This is a genomic window from Roseateles sp. NT4, assembly GCF_051857475.1.
Taxonomy (GTDB): domain Bacteria; phylum Pseudomonadota; class Gammaproteobacteria; order Burkholderiales; family Burkholderiaceae_C; genus Pelomonas.
Window position 1 is genome coordinate 554,783 of sequence record NZ_JBPZGZ010000004.1, and the last position, 17,205, is coordinate 571,987.

Annotated in this window: 16 protein-coding genes; 7 read left to right on the plus strand and 9 right to left on the minus strand. The window is 68.4% G+C overall.

The annotated features are described in order from the left end of the window. Positions 1-25: 25 nt before the first annotated feature. Genes ACS5PN_RS25695 through ACS5PN_RS25705 form a run of 3 tightly spaced genes read right to left on the minus strand, consistent with a single transcriptional unit; the run spans position 26 to position 2,532 of the window. Positions 26-643, minus strand: coding sequence for a GNAT family N-acetyltransferase (locus ACS5PN_RS25695; RefSeq protein WP_439466869.1), 618 nt, complete (start codon positions 641-643; stop codon positions 26-28). 1 nt (position 644) lies between these two features. After that, entirely contained in the window at positions 645-1,811 is a 1,167-nt protein-coding gene (locus ACS5PN_RS25700) for a hypothetical protein (RefSeq protein WP_439466870.1), read from the minus strand. 25 nt (positions 1,812-1,836) lie between these two features. Then, positions 1,837-2,532, minus strand: coding sequence for a hypothetical protein (locus ACS5PN_RS25705; RefSeq protein ID WP_439466871.1), 696 nt, complete (start codon positions 2,530-2,532; stop codon positions 1,837-1,839). 219 nt (positions 2,533-2,751) lie between these two features. On the opposite strand from ACS5PN_RS25705, the gene ACS5PN_RS25710 reads away from it, so the two are divergent. The 4 genes from ACS5PN_RS25710 (at position 2,752) to ACS5PN_RS25725 (ending at position 8,786) form a co-directional block, all read left to right on the plus strand. Next, on the plus strand, positions 2,752-4,683 hold the full coding sequence (locus tag ACS5PN_RS25710; RefSeq protein ID WP_439466872.1) for a hypothetical protein: 1,932 nt from the start codon (positions 2,752-2,754) through the stop codon (positions 4,681-4,683). Positions 4,684-4,819: 136 nt separating this feature from the next. Next, entirely contained in the window at positions 4,820-6,049 is a 1,230-nt protein-coding gene (gene argJ, locus ACS5PN_RS25715; RefSeq protein ID WP_439466873.1) for a bifunctional glutamate N-acetyltransferase/amino-acid acetyltransferase ArgJ, read from the plus strand. Between the two features lie 182 nt (positions 6,050-6,231). Further along, the gene (locus ACS5PN_RS25720; protein ID WP_439466874.1) at positions 6,232-8,361 is read left to right on the plus strand and encodes a prolyl oligopeptidase family serine peptidase; all 2,130 of its coding nucleotides are present in this window, start codon (positions 6,232-6,234) and stop codon (positions 8,359-8,361) included. Further along, a complete protein-coding gene (locus ACS5PN_RS25725; protein ID WP_439466875.1) occupies positions 8,358-8,786 on the plus strand; it encodes a GNAT family N-acetyltransferase in 429 nt (142 codons plus the stop codon). Before ACS5PN_RS25720 ends, ACS5PN_RS25725 begins: the two co-directional genes overlap by 4 nt. Here ACS5PN_RS25725 and ACS5PN_RS25730 read toward each other — a convergent pair. From ACS5PN_RS25730 to ACS5PN_RS25740, 3 genes are all read right to left on the minus strand, one after another. Beyond that, positions 8,783-10,009: a hypothetical protein gene (locus tag ACS5PN_RS25730; RefSeq protein WP_439466876.1), complete on the minus strand. Its 1,227-nt coding sequence runs from the start codon at positions 10,007-10,009 to the stop codon at positions 8,783-8,785. The genes ACS5PN_RS25725 and ACS5PN_RS25730 overlap by 4 nt on opposite strands. 281 nt (positions 10,010-10,290) lie before the next feature. After that, positions 10,291-10,950, minus strand: a complete 660-nt coding sequence (locus tag ACS5PN_RS25735; RefSeq protein ID WP_439466877.1) for an alpha/beta hydrolase — start codon at positions 10,948-10,950, stop codon at positions 10,291-10,293. Then, the gene (locus ACS5PN_RS25740; protein ID WP_439466878.1) at positions 10,943-11,392 is read right to left on the minus strand and encodes a GNAT family N-acetyltransferase; all 450 of its coding nucleotides are present in this window, start codon (positions 11,390-11,392) and stop codon (positions 10,943-10,945) included. Before ACS5PN_RS25740 ends, ACS5PN_RS25735 begins: the two co-directional genes overlap by 8 nt. A gap of 52 nt (positions 11,393-11,444) precedes the next feature. On the opposite strand from ACS5PN_RS25740, the gene ACS5PN_RS25745 reads away from it, so the two are divergent. Then, complete coding sequence (locus ACS5PN_RS25745; RefSeq protein ID WP_439466879.1) at positions 11,445-12,116, plus strand: histidine phosphatase family protein; 672 nt, start codon at positions 11,445-11,447, stop codon at positions 12,114-12,116. Between the two features lie 29 nt (positions 12,117-12,145). On the opposite strand, the gene ACS5PN_RS25750 is transcribed toward ACS5PN_RS25745, so the two are convergent. Next, complete coding sequence (locus ACS5PN_RS25750; protein ID WP_439466880.1) at positions 12,146-12,625, minus strand: hypothetical protein; 480 nt, start codon at positions 12,623-12,625, stop codon at positions 12,146-12,148. A gap of 143 nt (positions 12,626-12,768) precedes the next feature. Here ACS5PN_RS25750 and ACS5PN_RS25755 point away from each other — a divergent pair, with 143 nt between their 5' ends. Continuing rightward, a complete protein-coding gene (locus ACS5PN_RS25755) occupies positions 12,769-14,010 on the plus strand; it encodes a class I SAM-dependent methyltransferase (RefSeq protein WP_439466881.1) in 1,242 nt (413 codons plus the stop codon). 19 nt (positions 14,011-14,029) lie between these two features. Beyond that, positions 14,030-14,629, plus strand: coding sequence for a YdeI/OmpD-associated family protein (locus tag ACS5PN_RS25760; protein ID WP_439466882.1), 600 nt, complete (start codon positions 14,030-14,032; stop codon positions 14,627-14,629). 9 nt (positions 14,630-14,638) lie between these two features. Here the strand turns inward: ACS5PN_RS25760 and ACS5PN_RS25765 are convergent, their stop codons facing one another. Both ACS5PN_RS25765 and ACS5PN_RS25770 read right to left on the minus strand, forming a co-directional pair. Then, complete coding sequence (locus ACS5PN_RS25765) at positions 14,639-16,210, minus strand: cation:proton antiporter (RefSeq protein WP_439466883.1); 1,572 nt, start codon at positions 16,208-16,210, stop codon at positions 14,639-14,641. Between the two features lie 58 nt (positions 16,211-16,268). Beyond that, positions 16,269-17,117: a PEP-CTERM sorting domain-containing protein gene (locus ACS5PN_RS25770; protein WP_439466884.1), complete on the minus strand. Its 849-nt coding sequence runs from the start codon at positions 17,115-17,117 to the stop codon at positions 16,269-16,271. Between the last annotated feature and the right edge of the window lie 88 nt (positions 17,118-17,205).

A 17,205-nucleotide genomic window follows, 5' to 3' on the forward strand; every position in this document is an offset into this window, starting at 1 on the left:
GGTGAATCTCCTTCGGTGAACCGCTTCAGGCCAGCGAGCCCGCGGCAAGACGCGGATGGGTGCGAGCGGCGATGGCCTCGAGGGTCTCGCTTCGGCTTGGTGAGGGCGTCGATGCGGGCCTTCTGCCCGATCGGTCGGAGGGGGCCTGACAGCGAAGCGTCATCAAGTGCGCGAAACAGAGCTTCGAGCCCACCGACGTCACCCGTTCACCGCAAGGCTCCCACCCCAGGCCTGCGTAGAAATGGCCCTGATCGGCTGTCAAAAGGAACAAGCGTTCGACACCCATGCCGAAGGCCCGAGCCGCCGCCGCGTTGCACAACTGGCGCCCTATGCCCCGATGCCGCGAGGTGGACTCGACGAACACGCTCGACAGATAGAGCGCCTCCCCGGGCTCCAACGGATGCGCTGCCAAGACAAGGCTGGCCGTGCCGACGGGCGCGTTGCCGCTCGTAGCGACCAGAGCGAGGGGGGCGCGGTCCCGATGAAGCCGCTGTTCCAGCGCCTCGATAGCCGCCGTCGCCGGATGACCCGCCGGTGTGAACCACTCCTGCTGAAGCCAACCCGCCACCGTGCCGAGCAAGCCAGGGCAGTCGGCGAGCAGCCGGATCGGCAGCCGCTGGTGGCATCGGTCAGCGGCTGCCATTTCAGTGCGCGTAGGTGGGGTCACCGATGTGGACGATGGTCGCCTGCACCTCGGTGGCCGTCACGGCCACGTTGAATTCCAGCCTGCGCCGCCGCGACAGACGGACCGTGTGGTGATTGACGTATTCGTATTTGCCGAAATGGTCGTTCATCAGGTCGCGCAGCCGTGCCCTGAGCTCGGTGCCGTCGAGGCCGGCGAAGGCCTCGACCTTGTCCTGTTCTGCGTCTGTCAGCTCGTCGTCGGCGTCACGGTCCGGGTTCACGACGCGGAACGTGAGGCCGGTGTATTCATCGGTGCGCGCCCGAGGCAGCTTGGGCGGCTCAGGGTCTTCCTCCTCCGCTTCCACCTTGGCGGACTTGCCCTTCTTCACGTGCTCCTTGTCTTCGAGCCGCATGCGTTTGTCCATGCGCGCGAGCATGTCGATGGCCCATCGCATCTCGTCGAAGGCTTCCGTGCGGAAGTAGGCCTCCGCCGTCCTCGAGTTTTCGAGCAGCTTGTTGAACGCGTCATCCAGATCCGTGGACAACCTGTCGAACTTGGCCTCGTCCTCGCCGGCGTCCTCGTCGCTGCCGTACAGCTTGTTGAAATCCTTCCGGACCGGCGGCTCCGGGATATCCGCCGCGCGCCTTTGCAGCTTGGCGTAGTCGGTTTGCAGCGTTGCAAGCCCTTTTTCGTAGTGCTCGCGCGCGATCTTTGCTTGTGCCAGCAGGTCGGAAATCTTGTGCTTGAAGAACACCTTGTTGCTGACGTACCCGAGCAGCTTCTCATGCCGGCCGGTGATCATGTCCAGCGCCGAGGCCTTGTCCCGCATGTCCTTGAAGGCGGGTTCTAGCTCGTTCGCGAACTCGATGCGCTCGTCCAGGTCCTCATACTTGATCAGGTGGCGCTTGACGTCGCGAAGGCCTTGGCAGGCGGCTGCCAGTTTTTTCGCCGCGTCGGCGCCGAGGTGGCGCGCGTTGAGAATCTTCTTGGCCTGTGCGTGCGTCATCCCCTGCTGTGTCGCGGAGCCGCTGGCGGAACCCTTGCCGCCCTGCGCCTTGCCCTTGGCCAGACCCTCGTCGCGGTCGGCCTTGCCGCAGCACTTGTTCCAGGTGGTCACGATGATCCCGATGGCAATGACGCTCGCCGTGCCCGCGGCGACGCCCACTCCCAATGCCGACATTTCCATGGCGAGTCTCCTGGCGTGAACCGCTTCAGGCCAGCGCGGATTCGCGCAGCACGCTTTCGAGCGCCGTGAGCCCGCGGCCGATGTCCGTGCGGATGGCCAGAGACACGCCGAACGCGGCAGGTGACTGCTCGTCGAGCACCTTGATCATGGGGTCGGTGTCGATGTGGGAGCGGAACGCCTGGATGGCATCGATCGCCTTGCGGGCCGAGCGTTCGCGCTTCTCGCCGCTGCTGTCGGCCACTTCGATGACCGCCACGCTGACCGGCGTCTTGTGGTTGTCGGTGAGCGCGGGCATGCCGCGGTCGGCGATGTCCAGCAGGTCGGGGTTGCCGGACGACAGCATCTGGGCGCGCACCTTCGCAATGCGGGCGTCGACCGCCTCGACGGCCTCGCGCCAACTCGCCCGCGCGTCGGCCCAGCGCCGCTCGAAGCCGGCCGCGCCGCTGCCTGGCCCCTTGCCTGCCGACCGCGCCGGCGCCAGCAATGCCGACAACTCCGCCATCTTGCGCAGAGCCCCGGCCGCATCGCCGGTGCGCAGCAACTCCTGCACCGCCGCGGCACGGTCAAGCAGGTCGTCCTTGCGCGACGGGTCGGCAGCCACGACCTGCTTGATCTCCGGAATCAGCCGGCCCAGTGCGTCCTGCGCCTCGGCAAGACGCGGGCCGGATTGAGTGGCGATGGCCTCGAGGACCTCGCGGACGGCGGTGGGGTTGCCGGGCATGGTGGGGCTTCCTTCGTCAAACGGGGCGCGAGTCCTCGGGGCTCGCAGGGGGCGTGCGTTTTAGTGGGCACAGGGGCGCCCTGGTTCCCGGCACGGCTGGCGCGGCAGGCCGCCAGGTGTCATCAAGTTTGGGGACGGGTAGACGCGAATGGGTGCGGGTCGTGATTGCGCCTGGCTGTGTTGTTAGCAAGACTGCCCGCCTCACCCCAGGGAGACACCATGGCCACCTTGCTGAAAGCCAGCGTCACCACCACGCCGCCGCTCGCCGTGTCGCAGTTCTACACACCCGCCGGCGCCACGCCCGGCAACGTGGGGCTGTGCCTGTCGGGCGGAGGTACGCGCGCCGCCTGCGCGGGCATGGGGCAGCTGCGCGCCCTCAGCTACCTGCAGGCCAACGGGGCCAGCCTGCTGTCGCAGGTGAAGGCGCTGTCCACCGTATCCGGCGGCTCGTGGCTGGGCGTGCCCTACATCTACATGCCGGCCGGCGGCGCCAGCGACGCCACCTACCTGGGCCCCTACAACGCCAACCAGGGTGCGCTCACGGTCGCCCAGCTGGCCCAGCTGCCCGCCGGCAACGCGGGCAACCCGTTCACGTCGGACACCTTCTCCCTCGTGGCCATCGCCGGCACGGCGCTGCTGCTCTACAAGGTGATGCGCAAGGTGGACCCCACCAACCCCTTGCCCGCCCACATGCTGTGGCAGACGGTGATGGGGCTGAACATCCTGCTGCCCTATGGGCTGTACGCGCCGCGGGACAACCTGGAGCCCAGCGACCTGTTCTCGGCCACGGCGACCAGCTTCGCCGCCATCACCACCGCCAACCCCAGCCTCAAGACCACCATTGCGCACACATTTGCCAGCGGCAGCGGCTTTGCGCAGCGGCCTTTTCACCTCTGCAACATGGGCATGATGGTGAGCGTGAAGGGGCTGGCGCTGCCGCCCCTCGTGCCTGTGCAGGCCACGGGCTACCGCAGCGGCGTGGTGGGAGCGCCCAGCTACAACGGCGCCCCTGCGCTGGACGCCAACGGCCTGCCCGTGGGCGGCGGCGCGGTGGACTCCTTCGCGCTGCCCTCCAGCTTCGTCGTCGAAAGCGGCGGCACCGCAACCGTGCAGCAGGCCCGCCCCTGGGCGCTCACCGACATCATGGGCACCAGCAGCGCGGCATTTGCCGACGAGATCTGGACCACCATCGGCTACTGGGAGAAGCATCCGCTCGCCTTCATGGAATGGCTGGTGAAGGAGGGCGATGCGATCCTGAAGTGGATAGAGCACCTGCTCCCCGCGGACGCGCGCGGCGTCGCGCGCGCCATGCTCAGCCATGCCTCGGGTGCCGTGGCCGCAGCGGCTGCAGCAGCCGTCGAGGCCGAGAGCGCCTTCCCCATGGACCTCATCCCGCAATACCCCTCCTGGCCCGTTGGCGGTGCCGAAGCCAACTCAGGCAGCAACCTCAACAGCTATGCCGACGGCGGCAGCCTGGACAACAGCGGCCTGTGCAGCCTGCTGTCGTACAGCGACATCGACAGCGCCATCGTCTGCGTCAACTCCATGGTGCCGCTGGTGGCCGCGGCCTGCGGGGTGCCCACCGCCCCGGGCAGCGCCACGCCGTGGCTACCCGGCAGCCAGGTGCAGGTGGACGACGCCCTGCCGCCCCTGTTCGGCTACCAGCCCTACGACGACAAGCGCGGCTACCAGCCCTATGCCGGCACCGACCCCAACAAGGTCCTGCAGGGCAACCGCCCCTACGCGCAAAACCAGATCTTTGCCGCCAGCGACTTCGCCCCCTTCCTCGCCGCGCTCTGGGTGGCTGCCGGCAGCGCCTCCCCGGCATCAGCCCCGGCCGTGCTGTCGCAAAGCCTCACCGTGCTGGCCAACCCCTGGTTCGGCGTGCCCGCCCGCAGCGCCCCCACCACCATCGTGTGGGTTTACCTCAACTACGCCACCGACTGGGCGGCCCAGTTCGACAGCAACGCCGCCGTGCAACAGCTCATCGCCAGCGAACTCGCCAACAGCCGCTTCCCGAACTACAGCACCCTGGACACGCAGATCACCGCCACCCAGGTCAACCTGATGGCCCACCTGACGTCGTGGTCCGTCGTGACGGCGGAGCATGACGGGCAGGTGTTTTCCAGCCTCTTCAAGACCGGGGCTTGATGAAGGCATGACGAGGGAGTGCGCCGGGTGTTCAGTCCCGGCGTCAGATGGATCGTGCGACCGTGCAACTCTTGGACGGCGCTTGGGGTTTGCTTCATAGAATCTCCGCGCTTTCCCTTATCCCTTCGAGCGCGCCATGCCCGTCAATCTCACTGCCCCCGACCCCGCCTCCCTGTTGCCCGTGCCGGGCGTGCGCCTCGGCGTGACCATGGCCGGCGTGCGCAAGGCCAACCGGCGTGACCTCAGCGTCATCGCGCTGGACGAGGGCGCGGCCGTGGCCGGCGTCTTCACGACCAACCGCTTCTGCGCCGCGCCGGTGCAGCTCTGCCGCGAGCATCTGGCTGGCGGCTCGGCCATCCGCGCTCTCTTGATCAACACCGGCAATGCCAATGCCGGCACCGGCGCCGACGGCCTGGCCCGGGCGCGCCAGACCTGCCAGGCCCTGGCCGGTCTGATGGGCTGTGCGCCCGAGCAGATCCTGCCCTTCTCGACCGGCGTCATCATGGAGACCCTGCCGGTGGACCGCATCACCGCCGGCCTGCCGGCCGCCCTGGCCGCGCTGAAGGCCGACAACTGGGCCGAGGCCGCCGCCGGCATCATGACGACGGACACCCTGCCCAAGGCCGCCTCGCGCCGCATCACCCTCGGCGGCGTGCCGGTCACGCTGTCGGGCATCTCCAAGGGCGCCGGCATGATCCGTCCCAACATGGCCACCATGCTGGGCTTCGTCGCCACCGACGCCAACATCTCGCCGGCCCTGCTGCAGCCCCTGGTCAAGGAAGCCGCCGACGCCTCCTTCAACCGCATCACCATCGACGGTGACACCTCGACCAACGACTGCTTCATGCTGATCGCCAGCCGCCAGGCCAAGCATGCCGAGATCACGTCGCTGGACGGCGCCGACGCCAAGACCCTGCGTGAGGCCCTGATCGCCCTGGCCCAGGAACTGGCCCAGGCCATCGTGCGCGACGGCGAGGGCGCGACCAAGTTCATCGCCATCACCATCGAAGGCGGTCGTGACGAGGCCGAGTGCAAGCTGGCGGCCTATGCCATCGCCCACTCGCCCCTGGTCAAGACGGCCTTCTTCGCCAGCGACCCCAACCTGGGCCGCATCCTGGCCGCCGTCGGCTATGCCGGCATTGGCGACCTGGACCAGGGCCTGATCGACCTCGACCTGGACGATGTCGCCGTGGTGCGCCAGGGCGGCCGGCTGACGACCTACCGCGAGGAAGACGGCCAGCGCGTCATGAAGCAGTCCGAGATCACCATCCGCGTCGGCCTGAACCGCGGCTCGGCCAGCGCCACGGTGTGGACCTGCGACTTGAGCCACGACTACGTCAGCATCAACGCCGACTACCGGAGCTGAGTCCGGACCGAGGACAGGCCCTGCGGCCTGTCCGACGCCTGACGAAGGACCACCGGCCTGCCAGCCGGTGGGCATGATCCTTCGGGTTATTGCTGTCAGGGCTTCATCGCATGACGATCGGCGCCGCCCCGGGCGGCGCCGACAATCCGCGGCTTCACGGAACACCTCCCGGAACCCGCTCGATGAAGCTCACCTTGTCTGCCATCACCCTCGCAGCCGTCCTCGCCACCAGCGCCCAGGCCCAGGGTCTCAGCTACCCCAACACGCGCAAGGTCGACCAGGTCGACGCCTATCACGACACCGCCGTCGCCGACCCCTACCGCTGGCTGGAAGACGACAACGCCGCCGACACCAAGGCCTGGGTGGTCCAGCAGAACGAGGTCACGGACAAGTTCCTGGCCGCCATGCCGCAGCGCCTGCCGGCGCGCCGCATCTACACCGAGCTCTACAACTTCGAGCGTTTCGGCATCCCCTTCCACGAGGGCGACCGCTACTTCTGGACCCGCAATGACGGCCTGCAGCAGCAGAACGTCATCTACACGGCCAAGTCGCTGAGCGACACGCCCGCCGTCGCGCTGGACCCCAATGCCATGAGCAAGGACGGCACCGTGGCCCTCAGCGGCCTGGCGCCCTCGCGTGACGGCAAGCTGCTGGCCTATGGCATTGCCGGCGCCGGCTCCGACTGGCAGACCTGGAAGGTGCGCGACCTCGCCACCGGCCAGGACCTGGCCGACACCATCGAATGGGTCAAGTTCAGCAGCGCCTCCTGGACGGCCGACGGCAAGGGCTTCTTCTACGCCCGCTACGACGCGCCCAAGGAAGGCGAGAAGCTCAAGGGCGCCAACTACTTCCAGAAGCTCTACTACCACCGCCTGGGCACGCCGCAGAGCGAGGACGTCCTCGTCGCCGAGAACCGCGAAGACAAGGAATGGGGCTTCGGCACCGAGGTGTCGGACGACGGCCAGCTGCTGCTGATCAGCGTCTGGAAGAGCGCCGGCAGCAAGAACGGCCTGATGGTCCTGCCCCTGCCCAAGGGCGCCTTCGGCGGCGGCAAGCCCCAGCCCATCACGCTGGACTTCGACGCCCAGTACAGCCCCGTCGCGGCCGTGGGCGGCAAGCTCATCGTCAAGACCGACAAGGGCGCGCCGCGCGGCAAGCTCGTCGCCATCGACCTGAAGAACCCGGCCGCCGCCAACTGGAAGACCCTGGTGGCCGAAGGCCCGGATGCGATGACCGGCGCCTCCGCCGTTGGTGGCCGCTTCCTGCTCAGTTATCTGCATGACGCCGCCACCTTGGTGCGCGTGCACGGCGCCGACGGCAAGCAGCTCAGCGAGGTCAAGCTGCCCGGCGTCGGCACGGCCAGCGGCTTCGGCGGCCGCTGGAGCGACAAGGAAACCTTCTTCAGCTACACCAGCCTGACGACGCCGGCCGAGATCCACCGCTACGACGTCAAGAGCGGCAAGGTCAGCCTGTTCAAGAAGCCCAAGACGGCCTTCAACGCCGACGAGTTCGAGACCCGCCGCGAGTTCGTCACCAGCAAGGACGGCACCCGCTTCCCCATCTTCATCGCCGCCAAGAAGGGCCTGAAGCTGGACGGTACGAACCCGACCCTGCTCTACGGCTACGGCGGCTTCGACATCTCCATCACGCCCGGCTATGGCGTCACGGCTGCGACCTGGATGAAGATGGGCGGCGTGTATGTCATCGCCTCCATCCGCGGCGGCGGCGAATACGGCTCAGCCTGGCACGAGGCTGGCACCAAGCTGAAGAAGCAGAACGTCTTCGACGACTTCATCGCCGCCGGCGAATGGCTGGTCAAGAACAAGGTCGCCAGCCCGGCCACGCTGGCCATCAACGGCGGCAGCAATGGCGGCCTGCTGGTCGGCGCGGTCACCAACCAGCGCCCCGACCTGTTCGCCGCCGCCGTGCCCCAGGTCGGCGTGATGGACATGCTGCGCTACCAGAACTTCACCATCGGCTGGGCCTGGGCGACCGACTACGGCACCAGCAACGACAGCCCGGAGATGTTCAAGGCCCTGTACGCCTACTCGCCGGTGCACACCATCAAGAGCGGCGCCAAATACCCGGCCGTGCTGATCACGACGGGCGACCACGACGACCGCGTCGTGCCGGCCCACAGCTTCAAGTACGCCGCCACACTGCAGGCCGCCGACACGGGTCCGGCACCCAAGCTGATCCGCATCGAGACCAATGCCGGCCATGGCGCCGGCAAGCCGACCTCGAAGATCATCGAGGAGCGCAGCGACATCCTGGCCTTCATTGCCAACACGATGAAGCTGGAAGTCAAGTGATCCGCGACCTGGGTGTCGGCGATGTCGACGCCCTTGTTGATCTCTATCGGCACCTGAACGTCGGTGACGCGCCGCCTTCGCAAGAGGCGGTGCGCGCGGTTTTTGCGCATCCGGGGCTGCGCCATTTCGGGCTGTATGACGGTGAGCAACTGATCGCCAGCTGCAACCTCGCCGTCATCCCCAACCTCACGCGCGGCGGTAGCAGCTACGGCGTCATCGAGAACGTCGTGACCCACGCTGACCATCGCGGCCGGGGCCATGGCCAGGCTGTCATCCGGCATGCGATTGAGCAGGCCTGGACCATGGCCGCCTACAAAGTTGTCTTGACCACCAGCCGCAAGGACCCGGCGGTCTGGGCCTTCTACGAGCGCTGCGGCTTCGACAGTGGCGACAAGCGCGCCTTCGTCATCCGCCGTCAACCTTAGAAGTTCACGGCCTTGGTCTTGAGTCCGCGGGCCACCAGCGTCGCGTTGATCAGCTGAGCCTGTTCCCGGCTCGGGAAGGGCCAGACTGTCGCGCGCCATCCCTCCGGCGTCTGGATGACGTCGGCCTGCAGTGTGTTCGGGTCGCTGTGCACGCCCTTGAGGCCGTCCTGCATGCGCTTCAGCAGCGCCTCGGCCTCGGCCTTGCTGCCCGGAGGGCCGACGAGGGCGACGACGATCTTGTCCGGCGACTGGGCCATGCGGCTCAGGCGCGGGTCGGCCGGTTCGGACTTGCTGGCGGCCGATGCGGGCTCGGCCGTCTGCTTTTCTCCGGGCTTTTCAGCAGCCGTCTCCGCCGGTTTCTCCGAGCGCAAGATCGGCGGGCGCTTGATGCCGTCGCTGCGCTCGACGAGGCGGGGGCGGATGTCGGGTGGTGGCCCTTCTTCGCCCGTGGCTTCGCTGGCTGAGGCTTGGGGGGACGATGCGGCGCCCGATGCCGGTGCCGAGGCAGCTTCGGCGGCGGAGGCGGCCGGCATGAGGGACGAGGGTGAGGATGCCGGCGCCGATGCCGCTTCGGCCGGTGGGTGGACCGGCTCGGCCGCGCGTTTCGGCCATAGCATCCAGGCGCCGCCCGCGACCAGCAGCACCACGACGGCAGCCGCCGCGCCCAGGCGGATGGGATCCCACAGCCGACGTCCGGCGATTTCGGACGGGATGCCGCGGCCGGCCAGCACGCGGGTGCGGGCGCTGCCGACGTCGATGCCTGCCGTCATCAGATAGAGCTCGAAGGGCCAGCCGCCGTGGCTGCTGGCCAGGCTCTCGTCGATGACGATGACGCGCCAGGGCTTGCTCTCCGGCGTGGCGGGTGGCTCGGCAAAGCCGTGGGCCAGCGCGAAGCGCTCGACCTGGGATGGGCCCAGCCCGGGCAGGAATTTCTCGCTGAAGGCGCGCCACTGGGTGCGCGGGCGCCGGGCCAGGCGGCGCGGCAGTTCCTTCAGGCGTTGCAGCGCAGCCGCCCAGCGCGACAGCGGCGGCGAGCCGTGCAGTTCGTCGAAGGTGCTGACGACATCGGTCAGGACGGGCTCAACCACGCCGTCGGCCTGCGCCGACGCGCGCACAAAGGGCAGGGCCACGACACCGATGGTGTGCACATCGCCCACGGCGATGCGCCGCGCCAGCGGGTGGCGGTTGTGCCAGTCAACAATCTGTTCGGCCAGGCGCTCCATGACTCATCGATCTTCGCCGAGCCGCGGCGGATGCAACGCGGCGAAATGCGCGTTCATCCCGGTCTTTCATTCCGTATTTGCGGGATGAGCGCCGGGCCGCTCCCTAGCCGGCCCGCCTTGGGCGATGTGCTTGCGGCTCAATGCCGCAAACATCGCCGTCCCCTCGGGGGCTGAGGCCGGACACATGGCGCCCAGTGGGCGGCATGTGCCTGCCGAAGCTCTGCGGCCATTGGCCGCAGAGCGGTCCCGGCCAAGGTACTCCTTGGACGAGGGGCCGCGCTTCAGCCTAAATGTTTCAGCAGCCAGGCGTTCAGGTCCTCGATCTCCTCCATGCAGACGGAGTGCGGCATGGGGTAGTCGTGCCACTCCACGACGTATCCCAGTGCCTGCAGCGCGTCGCGGCTGGTCGTGCCGCGCACGGGAGCGACAACCGGATCCTGGGTACCGTGGGCCAGGAAGACAGGCAGTCCGGCATTGGCGCTCGAGCGCTCGGCTGCCGTCGTCGCCGCCAGCGGCACGTAGCCCGACAGCCCTGCCACGCCGCCCAGGCGCTCGGGATAGCGCAGCGCCGTCATCAGTGCCATCGCGCAGCCTTGGGAGAAGCCCATCAGCACGATGCGCCCCGCCGGGATGCCGCGCTGGCGCTCAGCGTCGATCAGCTCGGCAATCTGCCGCTGCGACTCGCGCAGCCCGGCCTCGTCCTCGCGTCTGACCAGGTCGGCGCCGAGGATGTCGTACCAGGCCCGCATCACATAGCCGCCGTTGATGGTGACGGGGCGCTCGGGGGCATGCGGCAGGATGAAGCGCACGGCGCCCAGGGAGCGCAGGTCCAGCTCGCCGCAGATGGGCACGAAGCCGTGGCCGCTGTCGCCCAGTCCGTGCAGCACGATGATCGTCGTGCCGGGGTTGGGGCCGGTCTCGATGACCTCAGTTTCAAGCATGGGGATTCCAATCCTGTTTCAGCAGTTCAAAGCGCTTGTCGCCATGGGCGTCCAGGCCCTCGTCGGTGGGTGTCCAGCCGGCCCGGCGGTAGAAGGCCTCGGCGCGGGAGTTGGGCATGGTGCCGAGGTCCAGCCGCTGGTGGCCCTGCTCGAACAGCCAGTTCACCATCACGTCGTGCAGCACTCGGCCATGGCCCTGGCCATGCAGCGGCGGGTCGACGAACATGGCCCAGATATGGCCGTCGCGGTTGTCGCCGATGGCGAAGCCCGCGATGCGACCGGGCTCCAGCTCGACGACCCAGCCGCGGCCGTAGTCCTCGAGGTAGGCATGCAGCTCGGCGTCGGAGATGCGGCCCGGGGTCAGCGTGTTTTCGGTGACGGCATAGCGCACGCGCCAGAGTTCGGCGGTGTCGTCGCGGGTGGCTTGTCTAAGGCGTGACATGGCGTCATTGTCGCGACAGTGGCGGGCTTGGTTGCCGTTCATGATCAAGGCCATGGGAAGCCTCTACCTCGTCCGCCACGGCCAGGCCAGCTTCGGCGCGGCCGACTATGACCAGCTCAGCCCCAAGGGCCATGAGCAATGCCGCCATCTTGGCGCCTACTGGCGCGAGCGCGGTCAGCGTTTTGATGCCGTCTTCACGGGCACCCTGAAGCGTCACGCCCAGTCCCTGGCCGGCATCGTCGAGGGCTATAGCGAGGATCTGCCCGCCGTGGCCCTGCCCGGCCTCAACGAGTACGACAGCGAGGCCGTCGTGCGTGCCATCCACCCCGAACCCCTGGGCAAGCCGACCGACCCGGAGATGGTCAAGCAGCATTTCCGCCTGCTGCGCCAGGGCCTGCTGGCCTGGATGGCCGGCGAGACGGCGCCGGTGGGCATGCCGACCCACGCCGACTTCGCCGCCGGTGTGGCCGATGCGCTGGCCCGCGTGCGGGCCGTGGGCGTGGGCAAGCAGGTGCTCATCGTGTCCAGCGGTGGCCCCATCTCTACCGCGGTGGGGCAGGTGCTGAACACGCCGCCCGAGACGGTCGTGGAGCTGAACCTGCGCATCCGCAACTCGGCCGTCACCGAGTTCGCGTTCAACCCCAAACGGCATCACTTGGTGACGTTCAACACCTTGCCGCATCTGGATTCGGCGGAAACGCGAGTGCACATCACGCACGCCTGAGACGTCGCCATCAACGGTCGGATGGCAGGTCAGTCTTGCCAGACGCGTTCGACGAGATCACCAATCTCGACAGGCGGCTGCCCTTGGGTGGCGTTCTTCCACTCCGGCGGCAGCGGCGCAGAGCGCCTGGACTGCCGACCGTCCCAGGTGGCCACCTTGAGCGCGAACACGACAGGACCTTGGGTCGCCTCGAACGGCTTGATGGCTCTGACTCGGGCGACGATCTGCTTTTGCATTTCGAGGTCGGTGAGCGTGTCGAAGTCCAGCCATACGTTGGATTTCAGGCCGGGTTTGACGGCGACCACGATGAAGCCCCCCACTGACTGTCTGGCGCCGCTGGCGACGACGGCCTCTCGCGAGGCGGCCTCGACGGCCTTGACGTAGTCGGCCATCGCGTCGACGTCCGTCACGCGGGCCTCCAGCACGGAACTCGGCTGAAGCAGCACGACATTGAAGTTGGTGAGCGGCCCCGCCGCGTAGGCCGCGGCGGCGGCAAGAAGCGCACCCATGGATGCAAGAAGTCGACGCATGAGACGCTGGTTCGAAAGTGCGGCAGGCGTGTTTGTACTGGATTTGGCTCTGCTGCCGGCGCATATACCGAGCGTGTCATGCGGCGCGCAGGGGCATCGGCCGATCTCGGACAATCGCGCAGATGTCCCCGCCGCTGTTCACATCCCTTATCACGCCGCCCCCCGCCGCCACGGCGCCTGCGCACGAGCGCTTTCTGCATCTCGTCCGTCTGGCGCTGGCCAGCGGCCAGTTCGGCAAGCTGCTGCTGTCTGGCCCGGTGGGGGATGACGAAGACGTCGAGCGTCTGACCGTGCGTGCGATTGAATTGCGCGGTGAGCCGGCGCTCACCTTCCTGTGGCGGCACCGCACCAAGGACGTCACCAAGAACCATGCACCCGAGGCCGGCCTGGCCGAGATTGGCACGCTGCTGGGCGCCCGCTTTCGCAATGCGCACCTGCACACGGCGAGCGAGGAAGTGCAGTTCGCCGTCAGCCGCAAGGGCCGCGAGACGCTGCGGGTGACACGCATCGACGGTGCCGAAGCACCGGTGCCGGCCGCCCATGACAAGGCCAAGCAGCGGCCGCTGGAGATGGCCCACCCGGTCTGGTCGGCCCTGGGCTTGACGCATCTGGTCAAGGGCGAGCCGGCGCTGGTGCCGGCCATGGCGCGCAAGTGGAAGCAGATCAACCGCTTCGTCGAGATCCTGTCCTCGGCCGTCGAAGAGGCAGGCCTGGCCGGCCCCGTGCGCGTGGCCGACTTCGGCTCGGGCAAGGGCTATCTGACCTTTGCCGTGCACGACTGGCTGCAGGCCCACGGCCTGCAGCCGCGGGTGACCGGCATCGAGCTGCGCGATGACATGGTGAAGCTGTGCAATGCCGTCATCGACGGCGAGCAGCTTGGCGGCATCCGCTTCGACCAGGGCGATGTCCGCACCCAGGCTGTCCAGCCCCTGGACGTGATGATCGCCCTGCATGCCTGCGACATCGCGACCGACCACGCCCTGCATGTCGGCCTGCAGTCGCGCGCCCGCATCATCATGAGCTCGCCCTGTTGCCACAAGGAACTGCGCCCGCAGATGACGCTGCCGGCTGTGCTGCGGCCGATGCTCCAGCACGGCATCCATCTGGGCCAGGAGGCCGAGATGGTGACCGACTCGCTGCGCGCCCTGCTGCTGGAGAGCCAGGGCTACCGCACCCAGGTCTTCGAGTTCATCGCGCTGGAGCACACCAGCAAGAACAAGATGATCCTCGCCGTGAAGGCCCACGGCGCCGCTGCCGAGGCCTTGGCCGCGCGCCGGCCCGAGCTGCTGGCGCAGATTGCCGAGATCAAGCGCTTCTACGGCCTGCGTGAGCAGCGGCTGGAGCAGCTGTTGGCTGAACCTTGAGTGAGAGAGCGCCCACCCCATGGCATCAGTCACCGTCGACCCCAACAACGTCCGCGAGTTCGCCGATGAGCAGAGCTTCTACGACTGGCTCGCGCGGCATCACGACAAGGCGGACGAGGTCTGGATCAAGATCCACAAGGTCAATTCGGGGCTGGCCTCCGTGACGCCCAAGCAGGCCATCGATGTGGTGCTTTGCTGGGGCTGGATCGACGGCTTGCGCAAGGGCCTGGATGAGCAGAGTTTTCTGCAGCGCTACACGCGGCGGCGCAGCAAGAGCGTGTGGAGCAAGATCAACGTCGCCAACGTGGCCCGTCTGATCCAGGAAGGCCGCATGACCGAGCACGGTCTCCGGGAAGTCGAGGCGGCCAAGGCGGACGGTCGCTGGGACCGCGCCTATGGCAGCGGCAAGGAGATGAAGATCCCCGACGATCTCCAGGCGGCCATCGACGCCGAGCCCAAGGCCAGCAAGATGCTGGCGGGCCTCAGCGCGCAGAACCGCTTTGCGCTCGCCTTTCGCGTCCACAACATGAAGACCGCGGCGGGCCGCGAGAAGAAGATCAAGGCCTTCGTCGACATGCTCAAGCGCGGCGAGACGATCTACCCACAGGGGAAGAAGTAGGTCCGGGCGCTAGCCCGTCGCATCCGCATTGGCCGCCCTGAGCGGGTCCGACACCTCCAGCCAGTCGAGGTCGTTCTCCAGCGTGTGGAAGGCGTCGTCGCCGATGTCGCCGGCGTCGCGCAAGGCGAACAGCACCTGGCGGGCCGCCTGCAGGGCGGCGCGGTAGCGGTCGTCGTATTCGGCGCCGAAGGAGGCGAAGGGGCTGCCGTCTTCATGCAGCGGCCTGCCGAGATGCAGCTTCAGGTTCTTGCGCACCAGGTTCACGGCGGCCGAACCGTCGGCGGGCAATTGGGCGAAGGCGGCCTCCAGCATGCGGTGGCGGGCGGCGTGCTCCTCGTGGGCGACGGGGTCGCCGTCGTGCAGGCTCAGCGCACGCAGCAGCGGCTTCAGCGTCAGGCCCTGGATCAGCAGCGTGCCCAGCACGACGAGGAAGGCCGTCAGCACGATGAGATCCCGGCCGGGGAAGCCTTCGGGCAGGGCCAGTGCCGCGGCCAGCGTGACGATGCCGCGCATGCCGGCCCAGGAGATCACCAGGCCGCTGCCCACGGTGGGCCTGAGCATGGGCCGTGGCGGGTTGAAGCCATGGCGGCGGTCGCGCCAGCGCACCACGGCGTTGAAGCTCATATGCCAGGCGATGCGCACGAGGATGACGGTCGCCAATACGGCACCGGCGACGACCAGGTATTGTTCGCGCGTCGGCGCCTCCAGCCCCATCAGGATGGGCCGCAGCTGCAGGCCGATGAAGATGAAGGCGAAGATGTTGAGCGCGAACACGACCGTCGCCCAGACGGCATTGGTCGGGGTGCGGATGCGCGGCGGGATGCGCTCCGGTGCCAGCCGGGCCAGCGTCATCGCGAAGCAGACCGTCGTCAGCACGCCCGACAGGCCGACATGCTCGGCCAGCTGCCAGACGCTGAAGGTGCCGATGAACTGCAGCACGATGTGCGTCGGGATGTGCTGCACGCGCTCGAACAGGCGCTGCGCGATGAAGCCCAGCACCGGCCCTGCGACCAGGCTGCCCAGCACGCCCAGCAGAAAGGTCGGCCCCACGGCCTGGATCGAGAAGCCGCCGGCCGCCACGGCGCCGACGGCCAGGCGATAGATCAGCAGGGCGCTGGCGTCGTTCAGCAGGCTCTCACCTTCGAGGATGCCCAGGATGCGCTGCGGTGGGCGCAAGGGGCGCAACACCGCAGTCGCCGCGACCGCATCGGGTGGCGCAACGATGGCACCCAGGGCGACGGCGGCGGCCCAGGGCAGGCCGGGCACGAGGGCATGCACCACGACGGCCACGGCCGCAGTCGTCAGGCCCACGGCGACGATGACCAGGCTGACCAGCGGCGCCCAGTTGTCCTTCAGGTCACGCAGCGAGGCGTCGTAGCCGGCGTCGACCAGGATGGGGGCGACGAACAGGGCCAGCACCAGGTCGGGCGGCAGGCTGAGGCTGGGTGCCCCCGGGATCAGCGCCAGCAGCGCACCGCCGATGGCCAGGAAGACCGGGTAGGGCGCACCGGTGCGCCGCGCGGCGGCGGCCAGCACGACGGCGGCCACGAAGAGGATCAGGATCTGCGCGAGTGCATGCACCGGCCGGAGTATGGCGGCCTCGTGTCCGCAGCGGAAGGCGCGTGAGCGCCCTCCCGGCTCAGCCGGCGCGGCGGCGCCTGGCGATCAGTGCCAGGCAGGCCGTTCCGGCCAGGATCATGGCCCAGCTGCCGGGCTCGGGCACCGGGGCGGGCGCGCCCCACTGGATGGTCTGGCCGTCGGTGGCCAGGCCGTTGCCGGCCGTGAAGCCGTAGTAGACCGGCTGGCCCACCAGACCCAGGGCCGCGAAGTCCACCTGGGCCTGCACGCTGAAGCTGCCCAGCTGCAGATTGGAGATGGTGCCGGTCAGCATGCCGGTGTTGTCGGCGTTGCCGGACGGGGCGTAGGCCAGCTCGCCCATGAAGGCGTAGTTGGCGTTGCGGATGCTGTCGCCCAGGCCGGTCTCGGTGAAGGCCAGCGGCGTGTTGCTGCCGCCGGCCAGGATCTGCACGCTGGGCGACACCGCCTCGCCGCTGAAGTGGAAGGTGTCCACCGCCAAGGCCACGCTGGCCGAGGACAGGCCGCCGTAGCCGAGGTCGGAGCCGCCGTTGCCGACGCCGGTCGAATCGGCCAGCACCAGGGTCAGGCCGTCGCCGCGCAGCTGGCTGGGATCGTTCTGGATGTTGAAGTAGAAGCGGAAGTTGAAGGCGGCGTTGAAGTCCAGGGCCAGGGACTGCGGCGCCCAGCCGGCGCCGGCCTGCCCGCCGGTGCCGGCCTGGGTCAGGTTCATGACGCTGTAGGTAAAGCCATTGCCGGGCGTGAAGCTCTGCGCCTGCGCGCTGCCGTACAGCGTCCAGCTCGGGAAGTCGGGGCTGTGGCTCTGGTCGGTCAGGTCCACGCCCTGCTGGGCCTGGGCGGCAAGAGCTGAGGCGGCAAGGGCGCCGCACAGCATCAAGCGGGCGAATTTCATGGGGACTCCTGGTGGTGGATGGCCGGGAGTCTTGAAGGCGACCGTTAGGCAAGCGTTAGCGGTGCGCGGGCCAGCGCCCCCGCAATCG

Excerpts from the sequence above, each read along its gene's own strand:
- ACS5PN_RS25740 (WP_439466878.1), bottom strand. The coding sequence starts at position 11,392 with ATGTCACGCCTTAGACAAGCCACCCGCGACGACACCGCCGAACTCTGG.
- ACS5PN_RS25695 (WP_439466869.1), bottom strand. The coding sequence starts at position 643 with ATGGCAGCCGCTGACCGATGCCACCAGCGGCTGCCGATCCGGCTGCTC.
- ACS5PN_RS25700 (WP_439466870.1), bottom strand. The coding sequence starts at position 1,811 with ATGGAAATGTCGGCATTGGGAGTGGGCGTCGCCGCGGGCACGGCGAGC.
- ACS5PN_RS25735 (WP_439466877.1), bottom strand. The coding sequence starts at position 10,950 with ATGCTTGAAACTGAGGTCATCGAGACCGGCCCCAACCCCGGCACGACG.
- ACS5PN_RS25705 (WP_439466871.1), bottom strand. The coding sequence starts at position 2,532 with ATGCCCGGCAACCCCACCGCCGTCCGCGAGGTCCTCGAGGCCATCGCC.
- argJ (WP_439466873.1), top strand. The coding sequence starts at position 4,820 with ATGCCCGTCAATCTCACTGCCCCCGACCCCGCCTCCCTGTTGCCCGTG.
- ACS5PN_RS25750 (WP_439466880.1), bottom strand. The coding sequence starts at position 12,625 with ATGGGTGCGCTTCTTGCCGCCGCCGCGGCCTACGCGGCGGGGCCGCTC.
- ACS5PN_RS25745 (WP_439466879.1), top strand. The coding sequence starts at position 11,445 with ATGGGAAGCCTCTACCTCGTCCGCCACGGCCAGGCCAGCTTCGGCGCG.
- ACS5PN_RS25760 (WP_439466882.1), top strand. The coding sequence starts at position 14,030 with ATGGCATCAGTCACCGTCGACCCCAACAACGTCCGCGAGTTCGCCGAT.
- ACS5PN_RS25730 (WP_439466876.1), bottom strand. The coding sequence starts at position 10,009 with ATGGAGCGCCTGGCCGAACAGATTGTTGACTGGCACAACCGCCACCCG.
- ACS5PN_RS25755 (WP_439466881.1), top strand. The coding sequence starts at position 12,769 with ATGTCCCCGCCGCTGTTCACATCCCTTATCACGCCGCCCCCCGCCGCC.
- ACS5PN_RS25720 (WP_439466874.1), top strand. The coding sequence starts at position 6,232 with ATGAAGCTCACCTTGTCTGCCATCACCCTCGCAGCCGTCCTCGCCACC.
- ACS5PN_RS25710 (WP_439466872.1), top strand. The coding sequence starts at position 2,752 with ATGGCCACCTTGCTGAAAGCCAGCGTCACCACCACGCCGCCGCTCGCC.
- ACS5PN_RS25770 (WP_439466884.1), bottom strand. The coding sequence starts at position 17,117 with ATGAAATTCGCCCGCTTGATGCTGTGCGGCGCCCTTGCCGCCTCAGCT.